General features: G+C 65.4%; 26 protein-coding genes. 14 read left to right on the forward strand and 12 right to left on the reverse strand.

Features of this window, described 5'->3' with window-relative positions; genetic code table 11:
* Positions 1 to 330 precede the first annotated feature (330 nt).
* Positions 331 to 1,290, forward strand: a complete 960-nt coding sequence (locus JOE41_RS00395; RefSeq protein ID WP_209744804.1) for a heme o synthase — start codon at positions 331 to 333, stop codon at positions 1,288 to 1,290.
* Positions 1,291 to 1,620: 330 nt separating this feature from the next.
* Here JOE41_RS00395 and JOE41_RS00400 read toward each other — a convergent pair whose 3' ends face one another.
* Genes JOE41_RS00400 through JOE41_RS00410 form a run of 3 tightly spaced genes read right to left on the reverse strand, consistent with a single transcriptional unit; the run spans position 1,621 to position 4,296 of the window.
* Positions 1,621 to 2,565: a heme A synthase gene (locus JOE41_RS00400; protein WP_043429759.1), complete on the reverse strand. Its 945-nt coding sequence runs from the start codon at positions 2,563 to 2,565 to the stop codon at positions 1,621 to 1,623.
* A 7-nt stretch (positions 2,566 to 2,572) separates the two neighbouring features.
* Positions 2,573 to 3,331 carry an ABC transporter permease gene (locus JOE41_RS00405; protein ID WP_011691946.1) on the reverse strand — a complete coding sequence of 253 codons (759 nt, stop codon included), beginning with the start codon at positions 3,329 to 3,331 and terminating at the stop codon, positions 2,573 to 2,575.
* Entirely contained in the window at positions 3,328 to 4,296 is a 969-nt protein-coding gene (locus tag JOE41_RS00410; RefSeq protein ID WP_011691947.1) for an ABC transporter ATP-binding protein, read from the reverse strand. The genes JOE41_RS00405 and JOE41_RS00410 overlap by 4 nt, the downstream gene beginning before the upstream one ends.
* A gap of 113 nt (positions 4,297 to 4,409) precedes the next feature.
* Here JOE41_RS00410 and JOE41_RS00415 point away from each other — a divergent pair, with 113 nt between their 5' ends.
* From JOE41_RS00415 to JOE41_RS00440, 6 genes are read left to right on the forward strand one after another with little or no spacing between them, the layout of a single operon-like run.
* A complete protein-coding gene (locus JOE41_RS00415) occupies positions 4,410 to 5,279 on the forward strand; it encodes a metalloregulator ArsR/SmtB family transcription factor (protein WP_011691948.1) in 870 nt (289 codons plus the stop codon).
* Entirely contained in the window at positions 5,279 to 6,742 is a 1,464-nt protein-coding gene (sufB, locus tag JOE41_RS00420) for a Fe-S cluster assembly protein SufB (RefSeq protein WP_011691949.1), read from the forward strand. Before JOE41_RS00415 ends, sufB begins: the two co-directional genes overlap by 1 nt.
* Positions 6,742 to 7,992: a Fe-S cluster assembly protein SufD gene (gene sufD, locus JOE41_RS00425; protein WP_209750305.1), complete on the forward strand. Its 1,251-nt coding sequence runs from the start codon at positions 6,742 to 6,744 to the stop codon at positions 7,990 to 7,992. The genes sufB and sufD overlap by 1 nt, the downstream gene beginning before the upstream one ends.
* Positions 7,993 to 8,011: 19 nt before the next feature.
* The gene (locus JOE41_RS00430) at positions 8,012 to 8,368 is read left to right on the forward strand and encodes a non-heme iron oxygenase ferredoxin subunit (protein WP_209750307.1); all 357 of its coding nucleotides are present in this window, start codon (positions 8,012 to 8,014) and stop codon (positions 8,366 to 8,368) included.
* 42 nt (positions 8,369 to 8,410) lie between these two features.
* Positions 8,411 to 9,208 carry a Fe-S cluster assembly ATPase SufC gene (gene sufC, locus JOE41_RS00435; protein ID WP_011691952.1) on the forward strand — a complete coding sequence of 266 codons (798 nt, stop codon included), beginning with the start codon at positions 8,411 to 8,413 and terminating at the stop codon, positions 9,206 to 9,208.
* Between the two features lie 13 nt (positions 9,209 to 9,221).
* Positions 9,222 to 9,554, forward strand: a complete 333-nt coding sequence (locus JOE41_RS00440; protein ID WP_011691953.1) for a metal-sulfur cluster assembly factor — start codon at positions 9,222 to 9,224, stop codon at positions 9,552 to 9,554.
* A 96-nt stretch (positions 9,555 to 9,650) separates the two neighbouring features.
* Here the strand turns inward: JOE41_RS00440 and JOE41_RS00445 are convergent, their stop codons facing one another.
* Positions 9,651 to 10,532, reverse strand: a complete 882-nt coding sequence (locus JOE41_RS00445; protein ID WP_011691954.1) for a neutral zinc metallopeptidase — start codon at positions 10,530 to 10,532, stop codon at positions 9,651 to 9,653.
* A gap of 60 nt (positions 10,533 to 10,592) precedes the next feature.
* Between JOE41_RS00445 and JOE41_RS00450 the strand changes: the two genes are divergently transcribed.
* Both JOE41_RS00450 and JOE41_RS00455 read left to right on the forward strand, forming a co-directional pair.
* Positions 10,593 to 11,999, forward strand: a complete 1,407-nt coding sequence (locus tag JOE41_RS00450; RefSeq protein WP_209750315.1) for a class I adenylate-forming enzyme family protein — start codon at positions 10,593 to 10,595, stop codon at positions 11,997 to 11,999.
* The gene (locus JOE41_RS00455) at positions 11,992 to 13,215 is read left to right on the forward strand and encodes an acetyl-CoA C-acyltransferase (RefSeq protein ID WP_374068597.1); all 1,224 of its coding nucleotides are present in this window, start codon (positions 11,992 to 11,994) and stop codon (positions 13,213 to 13,215) included. The genes JOE41_RS00450 and JOE41_RS00455 overlap by 8 nt, the downstream gene beginning before the upstream one ends.
* Here the strand turns inward: JOE41_RS00455 and JOE41_RS00460 are convergent.
* From JOE41_RS00460 to JOE41_RS00470, 3 genes are read right to left on the reverse strand one after another with little or no spacing between them, the layout of a single operon-like run.
* Positions 13,212 to 13,862, reverse strand: coding sequence for an energy-coupling factor transporter transmembrane protein EcfT (locus JOE41_RS00460; protein ID WP_209750318.1), 651 nt, complete (start codon positions 13,860 to 13,862; stop codon positions 13,212 to 13,214). The two genes, JOE41_RS00455 and JOE41_RS00460, sit on opposite strands and share 4 nt — an antisense overlap.
* Positions 13,859 to 14,629 (reverse strand): energy-coupling factor ABC transporter ATP-binding protein, encoded by a 771-nt coding sequence (locus JOE41_RS00465; RefSeq protein WP_011691958.1) that lies wholly within the window; start codon positions 14,627 to 14,629, stop codon positions 13,859 to 13,861. Before JOE41_RS00465 ends, JOE41_RS00460 begins: the two co-directional genes overlap by 4 nt.
* Position 14,630: 1 nt before the next feature.
* Entirely contained in the window at positions 14,631 to 15,305 is a 675-nt protein-coding gene (locus JOE41_RS00470) for a biotin transporter BioY (protein WP_209750320.1), read from the reverse strand.
* A 311-nt stretch (positions 15,306 to 15,616) separates the two neighbouring features.
* Here JOE41_RS00470 and JOE41_RS00475 point away from each other — a divergent pair, with 311 nt between their 5' ends.
* A complete protein-coding gene (locus JOE41_RS00475) occupies positions 15,617 to 17,215 on the forward strand; it encodes an ABC-F family ATP-binding cassette domain-containing protein (RefSeq protein ID WP_011691960.1) in 1,599 nt (532 codons plus the stop codon).
* A 25-nt stretch (positions 17,216 to 17,240) separates the two neighbouring features.
* Here the strand turns inward: JOE41_RS00475 and JOE41_RS00480 are convergent, their stop codons facing one another.
* Genes JOE41_RS00480 through JOE41_RS00495 form a run of 4 tightly spaced genes read right to left on the reverse strand, consistent with a single transcriptional unit; the run spans position 17,241 to position 19,279 of the window.
* On the reverse strand, positions 17,241 to 17,723 hold the full coding sequence (locus JOE41_RS00480; protein WP_209750322.1) for a YbaK/EbsC family protein: 483 nt from the start codon (positions 17,721 to 17,723) through the stop codon (positions 17,241 to 17,243).
* Positions 17,724 to 18,590, reverse strand: a complete 867-nt coding sequence (locus tag JOE41_RS00485) for an SURF1 family protein (protein WP_209750324.1) — start codon at positions 18,588 to 18,590, stop codon at positions 17,724 to 17,726. It lies immediately after the preceding gene.
* Positions 18,591 to 18,851: a hypothetical protein gene (locus JOE41_RS00490; RefSeq protein WP_011691963.1), complete on the reverse strand. Its 261-nt coding sequence runs from the start codon at positions 18,849 to 18,851 to the stop codon at positions 18,591 to 18,593. It abuts the gene before it with no gap.
* Entirely contained in the window at positions 18,848 to 19,279 is a 432-nt protein-coding gene (locus tag JOE41_RS00495; protein WP_209750326.1) for a DUF3099 domain-containing protein, read from the reverse strand. The genes JOE41_RS00490 and JOE41_RS00495 overlap by 4 nt, the downstream gene beginning before the upstream one ends.
* A gap of 140 nt (positions 19,280 to 19,419) precedes the next feature.
* Here JOE41_RS00495 and fabG point away from each other — a divergent pair, with 140 nt between their 5' ends.
* The 3 genes from fabG (at position 19,420) to JOE41_RS00510 (ending at position 21,689) form a co-directional block, all read left to right on the forward strand.
* The gene (fabG, locus tag JOE41_RS00500; protein WP_043481540.1) at positions 19,420 to 20,145 is read left to right on the forward strand and encodes a 3-oxoacyl-ACP reductase FabG; all 726 of its coding nucleotides are present in this window, start codon (positions 19,420 to 19,422) and stop codon (positions 20,143 to 20,145) included.
* Positions 20,146 to 20,299: 154 nt separating this feature from the next.
* Positions 20,300 to 20,719, forward strand: coding sequence for an Hsp20/alpha crystallin family protein (locus JOE41_RS00505; protein WP_011691966.1), 420 nt, complete (start codon positions 20,300 to 20,302; stop codon positions 20,717 to 20,719).
* 208 nt (positions 20,720 to 20,927) lie between these two features.
* Positions 20,928 to 21,689, forward strand: a complete 762-nt coding sequence (locus tag JOE41_RS00510) for an SDR family oxidoreductase (protein WP_209750328.1) — start codon at positions 20,928 to 20,930, stop codon at positions 21,687 to 21,689.
* A gap of 133 nt (positions 21,690 to 21,822) precedes the next feature.
* Here the strand turns inward: JOE41_RS00510 and serB are convergent, their stop codons facing one another.
* Positions 21,823 to 22,716, reverse strand: coding sequence for a phosphoserine phosphatase SerB (gene serB / locus JOE41_RS00515; protein ID WP_209750330.1), 894 nt, complete (start codon positions 22,714 to 22,716; stop codon positions 21,823 to 21,825).
* 120 nt (positions 22,717 to 22,836) lie between these two features.
* Here serB and JOE41_RS00520 point away from each other — a divergent pair, with 120 nt between their 5' ends.
* On the forward strand, positions 22,837 to 23,622 hold the full coding sequence (locus JOE41_RS00520) for an ABC transporter ATP-binding protein (RefSeq protein ID WP_011691970.1): 786 nt from the start codon (positions 22,837 to 22,839) through the stop codon (positions 23,620 to 23,622).
* Positions 23,623 to 23,636: the final 14 nt, after the last annotated feature.

Genomic DNA, 23,636 nt, shown 5'->3' on the forward strand with positions numbered 1-23,636 from the left:
ACCATTGAAACGTTGATCTTCATTCAGTCGCGTTCGAGATTCCGGGAATGCGCATTCCGTTGGCATTCCTTGCGTGCTGATCTGCAGACAGCTTAGCCCCATTCCAAGGGCTGGTCAGCGTATATCTCACTAAGTGGACTGAATTTTCCTTATATGAATCACCACGCCGCGCAGTTGCAGTGAGGAACGCTTAACCTGTCGGAATCATGGAGGCTTTGGGCGCCGGAGAGCCACGGTATGATATTCGGAGGCCACCGCCGGAGGGAGCGGGCCCTTTTGGGCCGCCGCCGCTGCGAGAACCAGCCGGACTGAACAGCCAGACAGAACAGAGTGACTGCCACCGTGAGCACAACAGATACGCCGCTGAACGCCTCCCGGCTCCCCGGTAAGATCGGGATAGCCCGCAAAGCCAAGGCGTACCTTGCCCTCACGAAACCGCGGGTCATCGAGCTCCTGCTTGTGAGCACACTGCCCACCATGATCTACGCCGAACGCGGATTCCCCTCCATCGGACTGATCCTGGCCACGCTCGTGGGCGGAGCGTTCGCTGCCGGCAGCGCCGGTGCCTTCAATTGCTACATCGACCGCGACATCGACAAGTTGATGCACCGGACCGAGAACCGCCCCCTGGTAACCGGTGAAGTGACTCCGCGCGAGGCACTCGTGTTTTCCTGGTTGCTGGGTGCAGCCGCCATCGCTATCCTCTGGTTCGGCGCCAACCCCCTCTCGGCCTGGCTTGGCCTCGGCGCCATCGTTTTCTACGTAGTCATTTACACCATGATCCTTAAACGCCGTACGGCCCAGAACATCGTCTGGGGCGGAGCGGCCGGATGCTTCCCGGTGCTGATCGCCTGGGCCGCCGTGACCAACACTGTGGAGTGGCCGGCCATCGTCCTGTTCATGGTGATTTTCCTGTGGACCCCGCCGCACTACTGGCCGCTGTCCATGCGCTACGGCGAGGACTACCGCAACGCCAACGTGCCGATGCTCGGGGCAATCGCCGGCGCAAAGGTTGTCTCGGTCCAGGTCGTCCTGTACGCGTGGGCCATGGTTGCCTGCTCGCTGCTGCTGATCCCCGCCGGCGGGGCCGGCTGGGTTTACACGGTAACCGCCGTTGTCGCGGGTGCCTGGTTCCTCTATGAATCGCACGCGCTCTACAACCGTGCCCAGGGCGGCGACGTCTCCAACAAGGGCGCCATGAAGGTCTTCCACGGTTCCATCAGCTACCTGACCCTGCTCTTCATTGCACTGGCCGTCGACCCCTTTGTCGGTTCAGCCATCATGGGCTAGACGCTCTCTCACTCCCTGCTGGTTAAACCCGGACGCTCTGTCAGCTTTCGCAGCTTTTCCTGAAACGCTCCTTCATACTGACCTGGTTCGCGGAAGTTGTACTGAGAAATTCAGTTCCGACTTTCCGGGACCAGTTCACACTCGTGAAGGAGCGTTTCCTTTTGGGGGCCGCAGGATGTGAGAGAGCGTCGGTGGAAAACCCGCAGGATGTGAGAGAGCGTCGGCCGTGAAAAGTAAAGCACCCCGGACCTTGGGGGTCCGGGGTGCTCGAGCCGTCTGACCGAACGGCGCTGCCCTACGGGGTCCGGCAGTACTATCGGCCGGTAAGCCCTATTTAACCGGGCTGAACCGTGCGAGGTCCGCCGCGTTCGTGGCGGCGCTCATGAGGAGCGCCGCACCGAGCATGTGGGCGCCTACCAGTAGTGCGGGAATGCCGTTGTAGTACTGCGTGAAGCCAATAACCGCCTGCAGCACCGTGACTCCCAGCAGCAACAGGACAGCCGTGCGGAACGGCCCCGTGATCCGGTCTCGGAATACGAGATATACACCGAAGAGCGCACCGGCGGTCACAAGGTAGGCGGGCACGGCGTGGATGTGGGAGAAGAGGTCCCAGTCCAGGTCGTTCCGGGGCGCGTCGGCGTCACCTGCGTGCGGCCCCGCTCCGGTAACCACCACTCCAAGCATCACTGCGACGCCGGAAAAGAGCGCGACGGCGGCCATCACCGGCCGGGCGGCTCCGGGAAGGGCAGGAAGTGCGACGGCGGGGAACCGTCCCGTACGCCCGTAGGCCCTGTTGACCAGCAGCGTCGCGATAACAACGAGGGCCATCGAGACCAGGAAGTGGAGACCCACGACCCACGGGTTGAGCTGGGTGAGCACCGTGATGCCGCCGATGACGGCCTGGGCCGGGATGCTTGCCAGCAGGCCCAAGGCGAGCAGGAAGAGGTCCCTGCGCTCTTTGCGGAGGTTCCACAAATACACCAGCATGAGCACCGCAATCGCCGCCAGCGCGAACGTCAGGAGCCGGTTGCCGAATTCGATGAAACCGTGGATGCCCATTTCCGGAGTGTTGACCAGGGACGCATCAGTACAGCGCGGCCAGGTGGGGCAGCCCAGCCCGGACGCAGTGAGGCGGACCGCGCCGCCGGTCACCACGAGCACCGTCTGTCCGATGAGTGAGAGGACGGCCAGCCTGCGGACGGTCGAGTCCACCGTGACTGGCAGCTTGGACGTCATGCGTCCGAGTATCTGGGGGAAGCGCGATGCCGTGCTCACGTTTTTCTCAATTCCACTTGAACCAACGGATGGCCGCTGCGCCGGCGATTACCGTCCAGAGCAGCAGGATTAGGGTGGCTCCGCCATTGAAGCTGCCTGCGAGGAAGGCATCCCGAAGCGCCTCGCCCAAAGCCCCGGAGGGCAGGAGGTGGACGATGTCCCGGGCCGGGCCGGGCAGCCGCTCGGCAGGCAGCACGATGCCGCCCAGGGCTCCGAGGAGGATCCACAAAAGGTTGGTGATGGCCAGGGTTGCCTCCGGGCGGACCGTGCCTGCGACCAGAAGCCCCAGGGCCGTGAAAGCTGCCGCCCCCAGAACCAGCAGTACCACTGCCGGAACCCAGCCCGCCGTCGTGGGCTGCCAACCGAGCAGGAAAGCGACCATGCCCACCACCAGTACCTGAAGGATCAGTACGGCCAGTACGGCCAGGATCTTTCCTGCGATCAGGCCGGTGCGGCCCAGGGGAGTGGTGGACAGGAACCGCAGCACCCCGTAACGGCGGTCGAAGCCGGTGGAGATGCCCTGTCCGGTGAAGGCGGTGGACATGGCGCACAGGGCGAGGATGCCCGGCACGGCCACGTCAACCCGGCTGCCGCCCAGGCCGTCCAATAGCGGGGTGACGGTCAGGCCCACCAATGCCAGCAGTGGCAGCACAATTGCCAGGATGAGCTGCTCGCCGTTCCGGAGCATCGTGAGCGCTTCGTACCTGCCTTGGAGCAGAATGCGGCGAAGCAGCGGGGCAGGAGCGCTGCCGAGAACCCGGCTCATCGGATCTCCCTTCCCGAAATGTCCAAAAATACGTCTTCAAGGCTCCGGGCCTCCAGGCTCATGGAACCCGGCATGATGCCGCGCGCGGCCCACCAGGCTGTCAGTGCGGCCAGGTCGTCCGGCGTCAGCGCGCCGGTGGCGGCATAGCTCCCGGCGCGGGTCTCGCGGACGTCTACGGCGGCAGGCAGCACGCCCGTGAAGTCGAGTCCGGGCCGTGCCTCGAAGAGAAGCGTCCGGACATGTTCCTGGGCGGCGTCGGCACCGACGTTCCGCTGCAGCAGCTGGGCCACCGTACCTTCCGCGACGTTCCGGCCCGCATCAATGATGTACACGTAGTCGGCCAGCCGCTGTGCATCATCCATGAGGTGCGTCGTCAGGACGATTCCCATGCCGGCGTCCCGCAGTTCGGAAATGAGCTGGAAAACAAGCTGGCGCGACTGCGGATCCAGCCCCGCGCTCGGCTCGTCGAGGAAGAGGACCTCGGGGTTTCCCACCAGGGCAGCCGCGAGGGCCAGCCGCTGCCGCTGGCCGCCCGAGAGGCGCCGGACTGTGGTGCGGCTGAAAGTGTCAATGCCAAGGCGTCCGATCAACTCATCCACCGGCCATGGATCCTGGTACATTCCGGCGATATGCTTCAGCAGTGGGATGGGACGGGCCGACGGCGGCAACCCGCCGTCCTGCAGCATCACGCCAACGCGGGAACGGAGGGACGCCCCCGAGGTGTCCGGATCCTGGCCCAGCAGGGATACCGCACCGCCGGACCGCCGCTGCAAACCCTGGGCGCATTCGATGGTGGTCGTTTTACCGGCGCCGTTGGCTCCCAGCAGGGCAGTGACCTGTCCGCGTTCGGCGGTGAGGGATACGCCGCTGACCACCCGCAGCATTTTGCCGTCAAGCGAGGCCAGCGGGCCAACGTCCTTAATGAGTCCCGTAATGGACAGGACGGGAGAATCGGGAGATCGCACCAAAGCATTCTACGGGATGTAGTAGGCACGCCACCCGACCGGATGTGACCGAGGTCAGCCTCGCCTTACTGGAACGGGGGAGTAAATTACGACATGATTGTGTTGTGTATTCCATGAGCACTCGACTTTCTGCGCCCCGGACCGGGCAAGCTGCGCCCGACGGCGCCGCCGGCTCGTTCCGGCCCGGAACGTCTGCGCCTGCAACAAGCCCGGCGCCGGCGCCGCACACGTTGCCGGCGGACTCCGAAGAACGCACTCGTGACCGTGTACTGAATGCCGTGCTGGAGCACGGGCCCGTCAGCGCTGCCGAGCTCGGCGACCTGCTTGGCTTCACTCCGGCCGCCGTGCGACGCCACCTTGACCACCTCTCACGCAGCGGCGTGATTGAAGTCAAGCGTGTAGCCAAAGCGGGTGCCGGAGCCGGACGCCCCGCCCGGCGCTACGTCCTTAGCTCCCAGGGCCAGTCCAGCCTGGGCGACGACTACCTCGACATTGCAGGCCAGGCCCTCCAGCGGCTGGGCGAGATCGCCGGCCCCGACGCCGTCCGCGAGTTCGCCGTCGAACGTTTTTCCGACATGGAGCGCCGCTATGCGCCGGAGATCGAAGCCGCAGGGACGGACATCACTGCGCGGGCGCGGGCGCTGTCCGCAGCGTTGAGCCGTGACGGGTTTGTGGCCTCCGCCGCCTCCATCGAAGCCAAAGCACCACTGCCTGCCGCGCTTTCCAGCGTCCAGCTGTGCCAGGGCCACTGCCCCATCCAGCAGCTGGCCACCAAGTTCCCCGTGTTCTGCGATGTCGAGACCGAAGTCTTTTCCCGGCTCGTCGGCGTTGACGTGCGCAGGCTGTCCACCCTCGCACGGGGCGGACACGTCTGCACTACCCATATACCTACAGGCCGTCCGGCCGCCAAGGGGCCCGCGGGTCCCGGACACACCACGGACAGCCTGGGCGAAGTATCCAACCATCTGCAAGAAAGGCCGTGATGACGGACCAACTATCAGAGAATAAGGTTGCTGAAACTACTGTGATTTCGGAGATTCTGGAGAAGAACCCCGAGCTCCACGGTATCGGCACCTACGAGTACGGCTGGGCCGACAAGAACGATGTCGGAGCCAACGCACGTCGTGGCATCAACGACGAAGTTGTCCGGGACATTTCGGCGAAGAAGAACGAGCCGGAGTGGATGCTGGACCTCCGCCTGAAGGGCCTGAAGTACTTCGACCGCAAGCCCATGCCCACCTGGGGTGCAGACCTCTCCGGCATTGACTTCGACAACATCAAGTACTTCGTGCGCTCCACCGAGAAGCAGGCCGCCACGTGGGAGGACCTCCCCGAGGACATCCGGAACACGTACGAGAAGCTGGGCATCCCGGAAGCCGAGCGCAGCCGCCTGGTTTCAGGCGTGGCGGCGCAGTACGAATCCGAAGTTGTGTACCACCAGATCCGCGAGGACCTCGAAGCCCAGGGCGTCATCTTCCTGGACACGGACACCGCCCTGCGTGAGCACCCGGAGATCTTCCAGGAGTACTTCGGCACCATCATCCCCGTGGGCGACAACAAGTTCGCGTCGCTCAACACGGCTGTATGGTCCGGCGGGTCCTTTGTCTACGTTCCCAAGGGTGTCCATGTGGACATCCCGCTGCAGGCCTACTTCCGCATCAACACGGAAAACATGGGTCAGTTCGAGCGCACGCTGATCATCGCCGACGAGGACTCCTACGTCCACTACATCGAAGGCTGCACGGCGCCGATCTACACCTCGGATTCGCTGCACTCCGCCGTTGTGGAAATCATCGTGAAGAAGGGCGCCCGCGTCCGTTACACGACCATCCAGAACTGGTCCAACAACGTGTACAACCTGGTCACCAAGCGCGCCATCTGCGAAGAGGGCGCCACCATGGAATGGATCGATGGCAACATCGGGTCCAAGGTCACCATGAAGTACCCGGCTGTCTACCTCGTGGGCGAGCACGCCAAGGGTGAAACTCTTTCGATCGCGTTCGCCGGCGAAGGCCAGCACCAGGACACGGGCTCGAAGATGGTGCACATCGCACCGAACACCAAGAGCTCCATCGTCTCCAAGTCCGTGGCCCGCGGCGGCGGCCGTGCCGCTTACCGCGGCCTGGTCCAGGTCCGCGAAGGCGCCAAGCACTCGGCCAACACCGTGCGCTGTGACGCCCTGCTCGTCGACACGATCAGCCGGTCGGACACCTACCCGTACATCGACATCCGTGAAGATGACGTGCAGCTGGGTCACGAGGCAACCGTCTCGCGCGTTTCCGAAGAGCAGCTCTTCTACCTGATGTCACGCGGCATGCGCGAAGACGAGGCCATGGCGATGATCGTTCGCGGCTTCATCGAGCCGATTGCCCGTGAGCTGCCGATGGAATACGCCCTCGAGCTGAACCGCCTCATTGAACTCCAGATGGAAGGATCCGTCGGTTAATGACTGCCGAAATTACTACTGAAAAGGCCCGCATCGGAGCGCCTTCCATCGCAGGTTTCACCGAGGAGGGGGAGGGGCTGGTCGCCGCCAAGGTGGACCATAGCCACAATCACGGCGTTACCGTGATGTCCTCCCGCGCCGAGCGCCTGACGAGCTTCAACGTTGCCGACTTCCCGCTGCCCACGGGCCGCGAGGAGGAGTGGCGCTTCAGCCCCGTCCGTGCCTTGGCCAACCTTCTCTCCGACACCGCAACGGACCTCGAACCCGTGCCGGCCGCCGACTTCACGGTCGAAGCGCCGGAGGGCTACGTCCGCGGCACGCTGGCTCCCGGAGCCGCGCCCCGCGGAACCGTCCTGGTCCCGGCTGACCGGGCCGCCGCCGTCGCGTCCGCCAACACGGACGAGGCGCTGCACGTGGTGATCCCGGCGGAAGCCGAGCCGGCCGAGCCGCTGCGGATCCTGGTCCACGGCGCAGCCGCGGGCCGCCGCTCCAACGCACACTATGTGCTGGAGGCAGGCGCCAACTCGCGCAGCGTTGTGATCCTGGAGCACACCGGTGCCGCCGACCACAACGGCAACCTGGAAGTCATCGTCGGCGAGGGCGCGCACCTCACCGTGATCTCGGTGCAGCTCTGGGAAGACGACGCCAGGCATCTGGCCCAGCACGACGCGCAGGTGGGCAAGGACGCTGTGTACAAGCACATTGCCGTTTCCCTGGGCGGCTCCATCGTCCGCCTGAACTCCAATGTGCGCTTCTCGGGCGAGGGTGCCGAGGCCGAGCTGCTGGGCCTCTACTTCGCCGACGCGGGCCAGCACCTGGAGCACCGCTCCTTCGTTGACCACAACGTGCCCAACTGCAAGTCCAACGTGCTTTACAAGGGCGCCCTGCAGGGCAAGGACGCACACACTGTCTGGGTGGGCGACGTCCTGATCCAGAAGCAGGCCGTGGGTACCGACTCCTACGAGAAGAACCAGAACCTGGTTCTGACGGACGGCTGCCGTGCCGACTCGGTTCCTAATCTTGAGATCGAAACGGGCCTTATCGAGGGTGCCGGCCATGCCAGCTCCACCGGGCGTTTCGACGACGAGCACTTGTTCTACCTCATGGCCCGCGGCATCCCCGAAGATGTTGCCCGCCGCCTGGTTGTTCGCGGCTTCCTCAACGAGATCATCCAGAAGATCAAGGTTCCGGCACTCGAAGAGCGCCTGACTGACGCCGTTGAGCGCGAGCTCGCCGCGAGCGAGAACTGAAACAGGCAGGCAGGAACGCATGAGTGAACAAACCAAGGGTGAGCTGGTATGCAACACCAACGACATCCAGGTGAAACAGGCGCTGCGGATCCTGATTGATGACTACCCGGTGGCCATCGTCAAGGATTCGATGGGCGAAATCCACGCCATCGGAGACACGTGCTCGCATGCGGACATTTCGCTGTCCGAAGGCGAAGTGGAAGGCTGCGCGATCGAGTGCTGGGGCCACGGTTCGCAGTTCGATCTGCGCAACGGCCAGCCCCTTCAGCTTCCTGCCTACGATCCCGTACCGGTCTTCGCCGTCGAGCTTCACGGTGACGACGTCTACGTGGATGTGACCAATGTTCTGAACGGCGCCACGGTCAACAACTACTGAGCGCCCGGCTTCACAAGACTTACGAACGAAAGAAAGAAGAGCATGTCAACTCTTGAGATCAAGGACCTGCACGTCAGCATTGAGACGGAGCAGGGCACCAAGGAGATCCTGAAGGGCGTCAGCCTGACCATCAGGACCGGCGAAACCCACGCCATCATGGGCCCCAACGGCTCGGGCAAGTCCACGCTGGCGTCGACCATTGCCGGCCACCCGCGCTACAACGTCACCAGCGGCACCATCACGCTGGATGGCGAAGATGTCCTGGCCATGACCGTGGACGAGCGCGCCCGCGCCGGCCTGTTCCTGGCCATGCAGTACCCGGTGGAGGTCCCCGGCGTCAGCATGACCAACTTCCTGCGGACCGCCAAGACCGCCATCGACGGCGAGGCTCCCAAGCTGCGTACCTGGACCAAGGACGTCAAGGCTGCCATGCAGAAGCTGCGCATCGACGCCGACTTCACGCAGCGCAACGTCAACGAAGGCTTCTCCGGCGGCGAGAAGAAGCGCGTGGAGATCCTCCAGCTGGAACTCTTCAAGCCGAAGTTCGCCGTCCTGGACGAAACCGACTCCGGCCTGGACGTCGACGCCTTGAAGGTCGTTTCCGAAGGCGTCAACCGCGCCCACGCCGAAGGCAACATGGGCACGCTGCTCATCACGCACTACACGCGGATCCTGCGCTACATCAAGCCTGAGTTCGTCCACGTCTTCGTCGACGGCCAGGTTGTCGAAGAGGGCGGCCCGGAACTTGCCGACCGCCTCGAAGAAGAAGGCTACGATCGTTACGCCAAGGGTGCGGGCGCAGCCACCATCGCTGCAGCCGACGCTGCAGTCCAGGGCTAGTTAGGACAACGCCATGACCGAAATCAAAGCGGCCCGAACGGGCCTCGAAGATGTCGAAGAGGCACTGAAGGACGTCATCGACCCCGAGCTGGGCGTCAACATCGTTGACCTCGGGCTGCTCTACGGCCTGAAGTACTCGGACGACGACGGCGCCCTCCTGATCGACATGACGCTCACCACGGCGGCCTGCCCGCTCACGGACGTCATTGAGGAGCAGGTCGGCAAGGCCCTCGACGGCGTCGTGGACGATTGGCGGCTGAACTGGGTGTGGATGCCGCCATGGGGTCCGGAGCGGATCACCGAAGACGGACGCGACCAGATGCGTGCGCTGGGCTTCAATATCTAGCCACCGGTAAACATACGACGGCGGCCGGTGACCTTCCTTGGGGAAGGTCACCGGCCGCCGTCGTGCTGTTTCCGTTCAGCCGAAGCGTCCAGCCTGCTAGAGCGTGGCGGCGCTAAAGGTATCGCACTTGTTGATGTCGCCGGTCTGGTAGCCCTGGTAGAACCATTTCTGCCGCTGGGCGCTGGATCCGTGTGTCCAGGCCTCAGGGGAGACCCGGCCGGTTGCCGCTTTTTGGATGCGGTCGTCACCAACGGCGGATGCCGCGGAAAGTGCATCGTTCAGGTCCTGCTGGGTGAGCGGCTCAAGGAACGGCTGGCCGGTGTTGGGGTCCTTCTGCGTTGTGGCGTACCGGACCCAGAGTCCGGCGTAGCAGTCCGCCTGCAGTTCAACGCGGACGGCACCGGATTCGGGGCCCTGCGGATCCTGCTGGGCGCGGTCAAGGTTGCCCATGATGTTCTGGACATGGTGGCCGAACTCGTGCGCCACGACGTATTCCTGGGCCAGCGGCCCGCCTGAAGATCCGAACCGGTCCACCAGGTCCTGGAAGAAGCCGGGATCGAAGTAGGCGGTGGTGTCGGCCGGGCAATAGAACGGACCCACCTCGGAGGTTGCCCCGCCGCAGCCGGTATTGGTGGCCTGGCTGAAGATCACCGTGGTGGGACGCGGATACTCCGTGTTGTACTGGGCGAGGTAGGCCGGCCAGAACGCGTTAAGGCTGTTCACCGTTCCGGTGATGCGGCAGTCGAGCCGGGCATCAGCGTCGGCGCCCGTCTGGCAGGCAGGCGCGCTACCCGTGCTCTGCGGTTCCTGGACCGTGCCAGTCAGGCCTTCCAGCAGTTGCGGGTTGACCCCAAACAGGGCGGCAAGCAGGAGGATGATTCCGCCGCCGATGCCGCCGCCGATCTTGGTCCCGCGGCCCATCCCGCGCCGGTCCTGGACCTGCGACGGATCCAGCTGAACGTTGTCATTGAAACTCATAAAGTCACAATAGCCGTAGCGGCCCTGCCTGAACCTGTGGACGCCGGTAAAGTTGATCCGATGCCTTTCCTCAACAGACTCCAACGCTGGGCCGATGACCGCCCCGACGACACCGCCGTCGTCGTGGCGGGCCGGCACCTCAGCTGGGCCGCGCTGCGGGACGCTGCCGCAGCCCGGGCCGCGGAAATCGGACCGGTAACCGTGCTGGCCGAGCCCAATTCCGTGGATTTCGCTGTGTCCTATGCCGCCGCGGTTGCCGGCGACCGGCAGTGTGCCGTCCTCGACCCCACCTGGCCCGCGCAGCTCAAAGCCGACATAGCGGCCCGGCTGCACACCGGCGCCGCTGCCGTATCCGGCCGGCCTGCTTCCGATAAGCTCCGCGACGGCACCCCGGAATCCCCCTTCCTGATCGGACTGACCTCCGGCACCACGTCTGTGCCCAAGGCGTTCACGAGGTCCCGGCGTTCCTGGCAGCTTTCCTTCGACGCGTCCATTGAGTTCTTCGGACTGACCCCGCAGGACAAGACGCTCGCCCCGGGGCCGCTGGCGGCCAGCCTCAACCTGTACGCGCTGTCCGAGTGCCTGTATGCCGGCTCCGAGTTCCACACCCTGGAAACGTTCGACGTCGGCGACGTGCACGCCGCCATCACGCATGACGGCATCACACGGCTTGTCCTGGTCCCCACCATGCTCCGGTTGCTCAGTGAGCGCGGCCTGGCCGGCTGCGTGGACGCTTCCGGCGTCACGTCCATCATCTGCGCCGGGTCCAAGCTGGATGCCCGCACCCTGGAGGCCGCCCGCCGCTGGGCACCCAGGGCCACCATCTTCGAGTATTACGGCGCCTCCGAACTAAGCTTCGTTTCGGGCGCCGGCCTGCGCTCCGGAGCGCCGCTGGACGCCGGCGGAACGGGAATCGGGAAACCGTTCCCCGGCGTCGAAGTGCGGATCCTGGACGACGACGGCGCCCTGCTTCCCGACGGGACGGACGGCAACATCTGCGTCCGCAGCGGTATGGTCAGCAACGGCTACCTGTGGGGCGACGACGGCCAGGCACTGCGCTGCTTCGACGGCTGGTTCACCGTGGGGGACCAGGGCTACCTGCGGGACGGTGAGCTCCATATCCTGGGCCGTCGGGCGGACATGATCATCACCTCCGGCAAGAACGTCTATCCGCACGAGGTGGAACTGGCCCTCGCCTCCGTCCCCGGCGTTGCTGCCGCCGTCGCGTCAGGCATGGCAGACGATGTCCGCGGGCAGCGGGTGGTTGCCGGCGTGGTCCCTTCCCATGGCGGCATCACGGCAATCCAGCTGAAGGCCGGGCTTGACGATGTGCTGCCCCGGGACAAGCGGCCGCTGCAGTATTTTGCCCTCACGGAACTGCCGGTGACGGACCGCGGGAAAGTCAGCAGGCAGCTTCTGCTGGACTGGATTGAACGCGGGGATACCAGGGTCCGCCGCCTTGGCTAAGCCTGGGGCAGGAGAGTTGCCGCCCGAGCAGTTGCCGCCGGACCGGCAGCCGGTGGTCATCTCAGCCCTGCGGACCCCCGTCCGGAGGGTCAATGGCGCCTTCAAGGAGCTCCGCGCGCATGAGCTACTCGCCCCTGTTTTGCGCGGCCTCCTGACAGACACCGGCCTGCCGGCAAACGCTGTTTCGGACGTTGTGGTCGGTAACGCCGTGGGGGGAGGAGGCAACGTCGCGCGACTTGCTGCCCTCGAAGCGGGTTTGCCGGTCAGCGTTCCCGGCGTGACCGTGGACCGGCAGTGCGGGTCCGGGCTGGACGCCATTGTGCTCGCGTCGCGGCTCGTCGCGGCCGGAGGCAACGGCGCCTTCCTCGCGGGCGGCGTGGAGAGCATCAGCACCGCGCCGCTGCGTGCGAACAGGTCCGCCGACGGCAGTCCCGCCTTTTTCCGCCGCGCCCAGTTCGTCCCGCTCAGTTTCGGCGACCCGGACATGGGGTGCGCCGCGGAAAACGTAGCGGTCGAATTCGGCATCAGCCGTGACCGGCAGGACCGGTTTGCGCTGCGCAGCCACCGCCTGGCACTGGCAGCCGCAGCCGCCGGACGCTACTCCGGTGAGACGGTGCCGCTGCAGGCCGCGTCTGGAACGGTGGAGTCCGACGACGGTCCGCGGGCCGGCATGTCGGCCGCCCTGATATCGCGGTTCCCGCCCGCCTTCGCCGAGGGCGGCACCGTCACCGCCGGGAACTCCTGCTTCGATGCGGATGCCGCATCCGCCGTCGTCGTTACTTCGCTGCAGCGTGCACGGGAACTGGGGGCGGCGGACGGGCTCCTGGTGCTGGACACCGATACCGCGGGCGTGGACCCGCGCGTTCTGGGCATGGGGGCCGCCGCGGCGGCCGGGCGCCTGCTGGCGCGGCGCGGTGTCACGGCCGAGGACATCGACCTCGTGGAATTCAATGAGGCCTTCGCGTCTCAGACGCTCGCCTGCCTGGACGCCCTCGGCATCGACCCGGATCGGGCAAACCTCGACGGCGGAGCGCTGGCTTTGGGCCATGCGTACGGTGCCTCGGGCGCTGTGCTTGTGACGAGGCTCCTCGCCCAGGCGCGCGGGAATTCTGCACCGGGCCGCCGGGCCGGGCAGTTGGCGCTGGCCATGATCAGCATTGCGGGCGGCATGGGAACCGCCGCCCTCTTCCGGTACGAACGGCTCGACAGCGTCTAGCGGTTTGGCTGATCGTCGTCGTCAGCCGTGCCGGCCTCGCCCAGGCCCCGGGCGGCGAGGGCATCGCCGGTCTGGCGCGCGTAGGCCACCGTAGTGATGAAGACCGGCAGGACCAGTGCCCGGGGGTTGCGTTCGAGCCCGCGCGCGCGGGCCGAATCCCTGACTTCGGAGTAGGCTCCGGCGATGAACGGAATGCTGCGGAGCATGATTGCGATGGTCAGTGCAAAGCGTTCGGGATCCGCGCCAAAGCGCCGGAACGGCACAGCCAGGGAGACGACGCCGTCGAGGAGCCGTTGCATCGGCGTGGTGGCGGTCAATATGGACGCGGCCACCACGCAGACCAGGACATTGAGTACGATCCGCGCCGCCACGGGACCGCCCAGTTGCCACCATTGGAACAACCCGATGGCCGCCATCACGGGGAGGATGGGTCGGACTGCTCTGAACAGACGAGCCGGGCCGGCGCCGCTGGCGAGGAACAGTGCGGACATCAGGCCCAGCGCCGCCGCGGCAACCACCCAGTCCACCACCAGGAAAGAGGCCATGCCGCAGCCAACCACCAGGACGAACTTCAGCCAGAGGGGCGCCCGGTGCACCAGGGACGTCCCGGGAACGTAGTTGACCAGCAGGAATCCGTGGCCGCTCACGTGTCCTCCGGACGGTGCGGTGTAGACATGGCGCTGACCGGCGGGGCGCCGTCCGCCGGCGGGAGGCCGGCGGCGGCCAGGTCCCTGTAGTGTTCGACGGCGGCGGCGGCACCGCCGTCGAACACCACGTGACCGGACTCCACCACCAGGACGCGGTCCATGTCCCGGACCAGCTCGAGGTCGTGCGTGGACATCACGATCTGCTGGCTGAGGCCTGCGAGGGTGCGGCGGAGAAGCTCGCGGTTCCGAAGGTCCAGCAGCGTGGACGGCTCGTCCAGCACCAATACCGCAGGCTCAACGGCAAGGACAGCTGCCAGGGCCATCAGCTGCCGTTCTCCGCCGGACAGCTCATAGATGCTTTGGTCGGCAAGCGCCATCAGCCCAAAACGGTTGAGGATGGCCGCCGCAGCTTCCTGACGCTCGCGCGTCTTACGGATGGAACGCCGCAGCGAGAGTTCCACGTCTTCCCGGCCGGTAGGCATCACGAGCTGGGAGAGCGGGTCCGTGAACACAAAACCGACTTTGCGGCGCACGGAACGAACGGCACCCACGGTATCGTCACCGTCAACGGTGACTGTTCCGTTGCTCGGTGCAACCAGTCCGTTTAGGAGCCGCAGGAGGGTGGACTTGCCCGACCCGTTCGCTCCGATCACGCCGATCCGCTGCTCGGTCAGGTTCAGCGAGATTCCATCCAGGAGTGTCTTGGGCTGCGGCCGTCCATCCACCGCCACCCGGACGTTGACGCCGTCCAGCAGGATGCTGCCCATGCTAGTTGCTGGCCTTGCCCGCCCCGGGGTTCCGGATACCGGGACGGCGGATCAGGAGATCCGGGAACGCCTTGTGCAGGGCGAGTGCGATGGTGACTGCCAGGACGTTCTTGACGATGTCGCCGGGGTAGTAGGCAAGGTCAAGGACGAACGCCTTGGAAAGGTCGAGTTTGCCGTTGACCATCATTCCGAGCACGCCCAGGCCGTGGACCACGACGATGCTTGTGGCCATGGCCGCAGCGAAAAGGAACAGCCCCCGGTATTTCAGGGTGCGGCGAAACACGATGGTGGTCAGCCAGCCGACCACCAGGGCTGCGAGCGGGAAGGCGACGATGTAGCCTGCGGAGGGTCCGGCGAGGATCCCCAGCCCGCTCCGTCCGCCGCTGAAGATCGGCAGGCCCGCCAGCCCCAGCAGGGTGTAAAGGCCGACGGCGGCGAACGCCCGACCGGGGCCCAACGCCAGCCCGGTAAGCATCACGGCGAGGGTCTGCAGGGTGATGGGGACGCCAAGTCCGCCCACCGGAATGGCTGCAATGAGCGCAGAGCCGGCCACGAGGGCGGCAAAGACGGCGATAAGGCCGAGGTCCGTGGCATTCCAGCGGTTGCGGGCCGGTTTGCTGCCTGATTGACGGCTGGCTGCAGCCTGGCCGGTAACTGCGTTGTCAGTCTTGGTCATGGGAGGTCCTGTCAGTGAGTGCAAGTGCGAAGCAACGGGGAAGGAGGCCGCACGCCTGCGGCCGATTCCCGTCAATTCCGACGATACGTCTCCGGCCGCGGGCCTATTTTGTAGGGGATCCACTAACGGGGCGCGCCGGCTCTGGACGAGGTGGCCAATGGATGCCTGCGGCCGCCCGCAGCGGAGGTAATCCGGAAGGAGCGGTGCCGGTAGACTGGTAGAGGCCGTTCTCTCGGCCACACTGCCCCGGCCCCGCCCAGATTCCATCCGTTGTGCCGCGGCGTTCCCTGTTGTGAAAGGCCTTAGCTGCATTGATTACCGTCCAGGATCTCGAACTGCGCGCCGGCGCCCGCCTCCTCATGGACCAGGTGAGCTTCCGGATCGACAAGGGAGACAAGATCGGCCTGGTAGGCCGTAACGGTGCAGGTAAAACCACTCTGACCCGGGTTCTCGCCGGCGAGGGGCTCCCGGCCGCCGGCAAGGTCACCCGCAGCGGTGAGATCGGCTACCTTCCCCAGGACCCGCGCACGCCGGACATGGAACAGCTCGCGCGCGACCGGATTCTGTCCGTCCGCGGCCTGGACATCGCCGTCGGCAAACTCCGCCTGGCCCACGAAGAAATGGCCAGTGAGGACGCCGCAGTCCAGCGCAAGGCGATGAACCGCTACGACCGGCTTGAGTCCGAGTTCCTGGCGGCCGGGGGTTACGCCGCCGAGGCCGAGGCAGCCGCGATCTGCTCGAACCTCGCCCTCCCGGACCGCCTGTTGAACCAGCCGCTCAAGACGCTCTCCGGCGGGCAGCGTCGCCGCGTGGAGCTCGCCCGCATCCTCTACTCGGATGCCGAGACCATGCTCCTCGATGAGCCCACCAACCACCTCGACGCCGACTCCATCGCCTGGCTGCGCGACTTCCTGAAGAACCACCAGGGCGGCCTGATCGTGATCAGCCACGACACGGAGCTGCTCGAAGCCACCGTCAACAAAGTCTTCCTGCTGGACGCCAACCGCGCCCAGATCGACTTTTACAACATGGACTGGAAGCGCTACCTCCAGCAGCGTGAAACCGACGAACGCGCCCGCAAGCGGGAACGCGCCAACGCCGAAAAGAAAGCCCAGGTCCTGTTCGACCAGGCCAACAAGATGCGGGCGAAGGCCACCAAGGCCGTTGCCGCCCAGAACATGGCCAAACGCGCCGAACGCCTGCTCAGCGGGCTGGAGGCCGTGCGCGAAAACGACCGCGTGGCAGCCCTGCGCTTCCCGGATCCGTCGCCCTGCGGTAAGACCCCGCTCACCGCGGACGGCCTCAGCAAGTCCTACGGCTCACTGGAAATCTTTACCGACGTGGACCTGGCCATTGACCGCGGCTCCAAGGTGGTCATCCTGGGACTCAACGGTGCCGGCAAAACCACGCTGCTGCGGATGCTGGCCGGCGTCGACAAGCCGGATACCGGCGAAGTAATCGCCGGCCACGGGCTCAAGGTGGGCTACTACGCCCAGGAGCACGAGACGCTCGACGTCGACCGGACCGTCCTGCAGAACATGCGCTCCTCCGCGCCGGACATGAACGACTCCGAGGTGCGCGGCATCCTGGGTTCGTTCCTGTTTTCCGGCGACGACGTTGACAAGCCCGCCGGTGTGCTCTCCGGCGGTGAGAAAACGCGCCTGGCGCTGGCCACGATCGTGGCGTCGAGCGCGAACGTGCTGCTTCTCGATGAGCCCACCAACAACCTCGACCCGGCCAGCCGCACCGAGATTCTGGGTGCCCTGCGCAACTACACCGGCGCCGTCGTCCTGGTGAGCCACGATGAAGGTGCCGTCGAAGCCCTCAACCCCGAGCGCGTCGTCCTGCTGCCCGACGGCGTAGAAGACCACTGGAACGAAGACTACCTGGACCTGATTACGCTGGCTTAGCACCGGGATTCTGGGATCGGGTGCGCTAGCGGACCGGCATCTCTTCTGCGCCGGTGATCTTCTTCAGCTCGTTGTAGGTGATGCTGAACATCGAGTGGTGGTCTCCTGCTCCGGCCCAGAGCAGGTTGTGGGCTTTGAGGGACTCGTCCAACACTGTTCTGATCCTTTCCGGGTGGCCTACAGGGGCCACTCCTCCTACTTCCTGGCCGGTATGTTCCAGGACGTAGGCGGGGGACGCGCGGCGGATCCTTCCTGTTCCCAACCGGGCTGCCACCAGCGCAGTGTCCACCCTCGCCGCACCGCTGGCCAGGATCAGCAGGGGAACGCCGTCGACGTCGAACACCAGGCTGTTGGTGATGGCCGCTACTTCGCAGCCCAGCGTCGCAGCTGCCGCCGCCGCCGTCGGGACTTTTGAGTCGAACACGGTCACCGTGTCCTCGGCGCCAAGGGCGGCGAGGACGCGCCTGACGTTGGCGACGGGCGCGGGAACGCCATCAGGGCTTGTCACTTAGTACCCCTGGGCATCCAGGATGGCGTCTTCCTCTTCCTCCGCGGTGGGATTCCTGCGCTTCCGGGGAGCCGGGCGGCGCCGGTTCGCAGCCACGGCGTACTCGGGCGCGCCGTCCTCGGCGGCGTCCTGGGCGTCGATCTCCGCATTGCGCGCCTGCTGCCGCGCCGCGTAGCCGAAGCCAATAAACATCAACACGCCGAAAGCGAACCACTGCAGCGAATAGGACAAGTGTGTCCCTTCTTCCACGGAGGGTTTCGGGAACGGGTACGGCATGGTGGCGGCGGCCGGCGTTTCGGAAGCGAGCTGCCCGTAAGCGCCGGTCAGAACGGGATACCCAAGCTGGGCGGCGTAAGCCGGGAGATCGATGGAGGCAAGCTGCCCGTCGGGGGCGCCACGCTGAAGCTCCGGCTCGCCCGGTTTAAGGCGCACTACCACGGTGACTTCGCCCGCCGGCGGTTCCGGCACGGAATCCGGGCGCCCGGGAGTGTTGTTTCCGATCGGGAGCCAGCCGCGGTCCACGATAACCGCCTGTCCTGTGGTGAGTCTGAAGGGGACCACCACTTCGTAGCCGGGCTGGCCGTTGAGCGGCCGGTTACGCACTACGCGTTGGCCGCTGACGTCGTAGCGGCCCTTCAACTCCACCTGGGTCCATTCCTTGTCGGCATCCAGCCGGGAGAACTGCCCTTCCGCAGCTGCGAAGGGCAGGGGGGTTGCCGAGTAGTTGGATGTGACCCGGTTGATCTCCGCCAGGGATTCGGCCCTGCGGTCCATCTGCCAGCGGCCAAGGAAGACGCAGGCAGTGGCAAAGATCGCAGCCAGCAACAGATAACCCAGCCATTTGCTGGAGAAGAGGAAGCGGTACATTCAGCTGTCCCTGCCCGAGGCAGTGGCCAGACCCAGCGGCAAGGTCTCTTTCCAGAGGCCCCGGGTCTGGAGGTAGTCCTCAAGCCACAGCCGGTGGTCATCGCAGGCCAGCCAGGTCTTGCGGCGGTCGGGCGTGTGGATCTTCGGGTTGTTCCACAGCAGTTGCCAGGCTGCCCCCGCCCGGCAGGCCTTCCGGGAACACATCGGTGCAGCCGTTTCCGCGGGCCCCGCGTCGCCGCCGGCCAGGTCAAAAATGTTCATGAAGCTGCCCGTTCCTGGCCGTCGTTATCGTCTTCGTCCTCGATGATTTCGCCTTGGAGAACCGTGGGCCCTTCGTCCGCGACGGCAGCCGGCGAATCCGGTGCTTCGAGCTCTGCAAGCGGGGCGGCGTCCAGCAGGGAATCGCTGTGGATCTCCGCCTTGTCGCTGCCGTTGGCGATGACCACGGCGATCCACGGAAGAAACACCGCCCCGGCGATCGGCAGGACTTTGAACCAGCCATCAACAACGAACACCAGGATCAGGCACACCATGCGGATGCCCATTGCCACGGCGTACTTGATCATCCGCACGCGCATCTCTTCCGAGTGGGCAGTGGCGGCCTCCGTGATGCTATGCACCTGGGCGTCACCTGAGACAGCGTCCGGTTCACCGGACGTCGAAGGTCCGGGTCGTTTTGCAAGTGTCACGGCTGTCTAATCACGCTCCCAAGGCTTAACCCAATTCTCTCACCCTCGCCGGTGCCGCCCAAACGGAGGCTAAGATCGGAGGCAGTAAAAATCCCGCCCCTTACCGCGGTGCCCCATGCCGCAGAATTCCGGAGCAAACTATGACTGAAGCAGCATCGACCGGCCGCAGCGTCCTGATCACCGGTGGCAACCGGGGCATCGGCCTGGCCATTGCCGAGGCGTTCCTGGCCAACGGTGACAAGGTTGCCGTGACGTACCGCAGCGAGTCGGCGCTCCCGGAGGGAATCCTGGGCGTCAAGGCCGATGTCACCGATGAGGCCTCCGTAGACGCCGCGTTCGCAGCCGTTGAGGCTGCGCACGGGCCGGTGGAGGTGCTGGTCGCCAACGCCGGGATCACCAAGGACACGCTGCTGATGCGCATGAGCGAAGACGATTTCACCTCGGTCATCGACACCAACCTGACCGGAGCCTTCCGTGTCATCAAGCGGGCGTCCAAGGGAATGATCCGGATGCGCAAAGGCCGGGTTGTGCTGATTTCCTCCGTTTCGGGGCTCTACGGTGCCCCGGGCCAGATTAATTACTCCGCCTCCAAGGCCGGCCTGGTGGGAATTGCCCGCTCGCTGACCCGCGAACTCGGCGGCCGCGGCATCACGGCCAACGTCGTGGCACCAGGCTTCATCAACACCGACATGACAGCGGAGTTGCCGGAGGCCACCCAGAAGGACTACCTGTCCAAGGTGCCGGCGGGGCGCTTCGCCGAAGCCGCTGAAGTGGCGAACGTGGTGCGCTGGATTTCCAGTGATGAAGCGTCCTACATCTCCGGCGCCGTGATCCCTGTCGACGGCGGCCTGGGCATGGGCCACTAACCCTCCGCGCGCTCCCACACCCGTTCCAAACCCCCTGCCATGAAGGGGACCTTTTGCCCGTTACACGCCCCGTTGGCGGGTGTGTAATGGGCATACCGGCCGGAGCCGCACCCGGCCGGCCACAGATCACGGGGTACAACACTAGGGAGCTATCATGGCCGATCTCAACAAATGGACGCCGTCGGACGTCCTGGAACCCATCCGGCGTTTCCTCGACGGAGACCTGACAATGTCGTCAATCCGTGTGGAGCAGTTCCTGGACGGAAACACGCTCGTGGTGCGGGCTGAGGTGCCCGGCCTCGATCCCGAGAAGGACGTGGACGTCTCGGTTGCAGACGGCATGCTGCACATCAAAGCGGAGCGCGAGGAAAAAACCGAGCATAAGAGCAAGAGCGGCTACCGGTCGGAGTTCCGGTACGGCTCGTTCGCACGGAGTGTCTCGCTGCCCCCGGGTGCACGGGAGGAAGATGTGACGGCCTCCTACAAGGACGGTGTCCTGGAAGTCCGGGTGCCGGCGCCCGAACAGGCCCCGCCGGCCGCCGGGACACGCAAGATCCAGATCGAGCACGGCTGAGGAGCGGCCGCCTTGATGTGCCTGCCCGGCCGCCACATGTAGGCAAACCTCCTGCGCCCGAGGTCAGGGTGCAGCCACGGCCCTGCCCTGGCAGGAACTAGCCGGAGCCAGCTTCTTTGTTGGCGTCAAACAACTGAAATCTCCCGGTCCGCTGGCATGATGGATGGCAGACCCACAGATTTTGGACGTTTGGAACAAAGGAGCTCGAATGGGATTGCTGGACAAGAAGACTGCCATTGTGACCGGTTCGTCGAGGGGGATCGGTGCTGACGTCGCCAAGCTCCTCGCGGCTGAAGGTGCCGCCGTCGTAGTGAACTACCGCCAGAAGGCCCCGCGGGCCAACAAGGTTGTGGCTGAAATCGAGGCCGCTGGCGGCCGTGCCGCAGCGGTCGGCGCCGACCTCACCACGCAGGAAGGTGTCCAGGCACTGGCCAGCGCGGCCATGGAGAACTTCGGCTCGCTCGACGTCCTGGTCCTCAATGCCTCCGGCGGCATGGAGTCGGGCATGGAAGAGGGCTACGCCCTGAAGCTGAACCGTGACGCCCAGGTCAACATGCTGAACGCAGCGGTGCCGCTGATGCGCGAAGGTTCCCGTGTAGTCTTCGTGACCAGCCACCAGGCCCACTTCATTGATACCGTGCCCACGATGCCGGAGTACGAACCGGTGGCACGCAGCAAGCGCGCGGGCGAGGACGCCCTGCGCGCCCTCATCCCGAACCTCGCGGACAAGGGCATTTCCTTCGTAGTGGTTTCCGGGGACATGATTGAAGGAACCGTCACCGCCACCCTGCTTGACCGGTCCAACCCGGGGGCCATCGAAGCCCGCAGGGCCGAAGCCGGCAAACTGTATTCAGTGGCGGAGTTCGCCGCGGAGATCGCCAAGATGGTCACTGCCGACGTCGAGACCGGCCACACCGAGTACGCCGGGGGAGCCGATTACTTCGGTAAGAGCACCGGCCAGGCCGGCTGACACAGCCGCCAGGGAAAGCATAAAGAAGGCCGGGCAGATGCCCGGCCTTCTTTGTGTCACGTCACGTTTTCCGTCACGTCAAGTTTTCCTCGAAACCGGAGCCAGGACTGATGCCCAGTACGTCGCCGCTGCCTCAGACCCCGGCGATGTGCCGCACGGCGTCCAGGTAGGGCAGGTTGACCGCCGCATCGGCGGCTGCGCGCACGGCTGGTTTCGCGTTGAAGGCGACGCCGATCCCGGCGGCACTGAGCATGTCCAGGTCGTTGGCACCGTCACCCACGGCGATGGTGTGCTCCAGGGGGATGCCCTCGGCCGCCGCCCACTCGCGGAGGTACTTCTCCTTGGCCGCCCGGTCGATCACCGCTCCGAGAACCTTGCCTGTCAGCGCGCCGTCGACGATTTCCAGTTCGTTGGCGATCCAGTAATCCATCCCGAGGTCCTCCGCGATGGGGCGCAGGATCTGGTTGAAGCCCCCCGAGACGACTGCAACGGCGTGGCCGCCCGCCTGGAACGCCGCCACGAGGTCCGCGGCCCCTTCGCTGAGTTGCACCTCGGCCCGAACGGAATCGACGACGTCGGCCGGCAGTCCGGCGAGGACCGCCACACGCGCGTGCAGGCTCTGGGCGAAGTCGAGTTCGCCGCGCATGGCCGCCTCGGTGACCGCCGTGACCTCCTCCTTCTTGCCGGCGTAAGCAGCCAGGAGCTCAATGACCTCCTGCTGGATCAGCGTGGAATCAACATCCATGATCAGCAACTTGCGGGGCGCCTCGCGGAGGGACGCCGGGACGATTGCGGTGTCCATTCCGGTGAAACCGGCAGAAGCCACCTCATGGCGCAGCGCGGCGATCTCGGCAGCCGTGCCGGATTCCACGGAGAAATCCACCGTGTACACCTCAAAACGGTGGTCGCCGGTGCGGGATTCGGCGGAGAAGGAAGCGCCTGATCCGGTCAGCAGGGACCGGAGGTGCTCCAGTTCCGAAGGGGACAATTTGACGCCGTAGCTGACCGCAGTCACGTTCGAACTCATGGCTGCAATCTTAGCCAGCGCTTTCCCGGCGCCCGAATTCGTTTCGTTCCGCCTGCATGGTGTGCAAGCGCCGGTGCACCGGTTATCAGTCGGACCCCGTTTTGTCCTAGTGTCTACTCCATGAGTGATGTTCTGGAATTGGACGCCGTCAGCGTTGTCCGAGGTAAAAAGACCCTGCTGGACAAGGTTGACTGGCAGGTCAACGAAGGCGAACGCTGGGTGATCCTCGGCCCCAACGGCGCCGGCAAAACCACTCTTCTCCAGATCGCAGCCGCCCGGATGCACCCGAGCAGCGGTACGGCAGGAATTCTTGACGAGATACTGGGCCGGGTTGACGTTTTCGAGTTGCGCCCCCGCATTGGCCTCTCTTCGGCCGCCCTCGCCACCCAGATTCCGGAACACGAGAATGTCCTGAACGTCGTGGTCACCGCGGCCTACGGCGTCACTGGCCGCTGGCGCGAGGGATACGAGCGTGATGACGAGCGGCGGGCTTTCCGCCTCCTCAACGACTGGGGGATGGGCCCGCTCCTGAACCGGACCTTCGCCACTCTGTCCGAAGGTGAGCGCAAACGGGTCCAGATTGCCCGCGCCCTCATGACTGATCCCGAGCTGTTGCTGCTCGATGAACCCGCGGCCGGCCTGGATCTTGGCGGCCGCGAGGAACTGGTCCACAAGCTCGGAGAGCTTGCCATGGACGATGCAGCACCCGCAATGGTCCTGGTGACCCACCACCTGGAGGAAGTTCCGCCGGGCTTCACGCACGCCATGCTGCTGCGCGACGGTGCAGTCGTGGCTGCGGGCCCCATCACCGAAGTCCTGACGGCCGAAAACCTCAGCGAGACATTCGGGCTTGACCTGGACATGACCGTCAACGCCGGCCGGTACACCGCCGTCGCCCGCCGCTAAAGCGGCACCTCAGC

This window comes from Arthrobacter sp. PvP103 (assembly GCF_017833075.1).
GTDB lineage: Bacteria > Actinomycetota > Actinomycetes > Actinomycetales > Micrococcaceae > Arthrobacter.

Coding starts and splice junctions, on each gene's coding strand:
- JOE41_RS00405 (WP_011691946.1), bottom strand. CDS start 3,331: ATGAGCCGGGTTCTCGGCAGCGCTCCTGCCCCGCTGCTTCGCCGCATT.
- JOE41_RS00415 (WP_011691948.1), top strand. CDS start 4,410: ATGAGCACTCGACTTTCTGCGCCCCGGACCGGGCAAGCTGCGCCCGAC.
- sufB (WP_011691949.1), top strand. CDS start 5,279: ATGACGGACCAACTATCAGAGAATAAGGTTGCTGAAACTACTGTGATT.
- sufD (WP_209750305.1), top strand. CDS start 6,742: ATGACTGCCGAAATTACTACTGAAAAGGCCCGCATCGGAGCGCCTTCC.
- JOE41_RS00430 (WP_209750307.1), top strand. CDS start 8,012: ATGAGTGAACAAACCAAGGGTGAGCTGGTATGCAACACCAACGACATC.
- sufC (WP_011691952.1), top strand. CDS start 8,411: ATGTCAACTCTTGAGATCAAGGACCTGCACGTCAGCATTGAGACGGAG.
- JOE41_RS00440 (WP_011691953.1), top strand. CDS start 9,222: ATGACCGAAATCAAAGCGGCCCGAACGGGCCTCGAAGATGTCGAAGAG.
- JOE41_RS00445 (WP_011691954.1), bottom strand. CDS start 10,532: ATGAGTTTCAATGACAACGTTCAGCTGGATCCGTCGCAGGTCCAGGAC.
- JOE41_RS00450 (WP_209750315.1), top strand. CDS start 10,593: ATGCCTTTCCTCAACAGACTCCAACGCTGGGCCGATGACCGCCCCGAC.
- JOE41_RS00465 (WP_011691958.1), bottom strand. CDS start 14,629: ATGGGCAGCATCCTGCTGGACGGCGTCAACGTCCGGGTGGCGGTGGAT.
- JOE41_RS00470 (WP_209750320.1), bottom strand. CDS start 15,305: ATGACCAAGACTGACAACGCAGTTACCGGCCAGGCTGCAGCCAGCCGT.
- JOE41_RS00485 (WP_209750324.1), bottom strand. CDS start 18,590: ATGTACCGCTTCCTCTTCTCCAGCAAATGGCTGGGTTATCTGTTGCTG.
- JOE41_RS00490 (WP_011691963.1), bottom strand. CDS start 18,851: ATGAACATTTTTGACCTGGCCGGCGGCGACGCGGGGCCCGCGGAAACG.
- fabG (WP_043481540.1), top strand. CDS start 19,420: ATGACTGAAGCAGCATCGACCGGCCGCAGCGTCCTGATCACCGGTGGC.
- JOE41_RS00505 (WP_011691966.1), top strand. CDS start 20,300: ATGGCCGATCTCAACAAATGGACGCCGTCGGACGTCCTGGAACCCATC.
- JOE41_RS00510 (WP_209750328.1), top strand. CDS start 20,928: ATGGGATTGCTGGACAAGAAGACTGCCATTGTGACCGGTTCGTCGAGG.
- serB (WP_209750330.1), bottom strand. CDS start 22,716: ATGAGTTCGAACGTGACTGCGGTCAGCTACGGCGTCAAATTGTCCCCT.
- JOE41_RS00520 (WP_011691970.1), top strand. CDS start 22,837: ATGAGTGATGTTCTGGAATTGGACGCCGTCAGCGTTGTCCGAGGTAAA.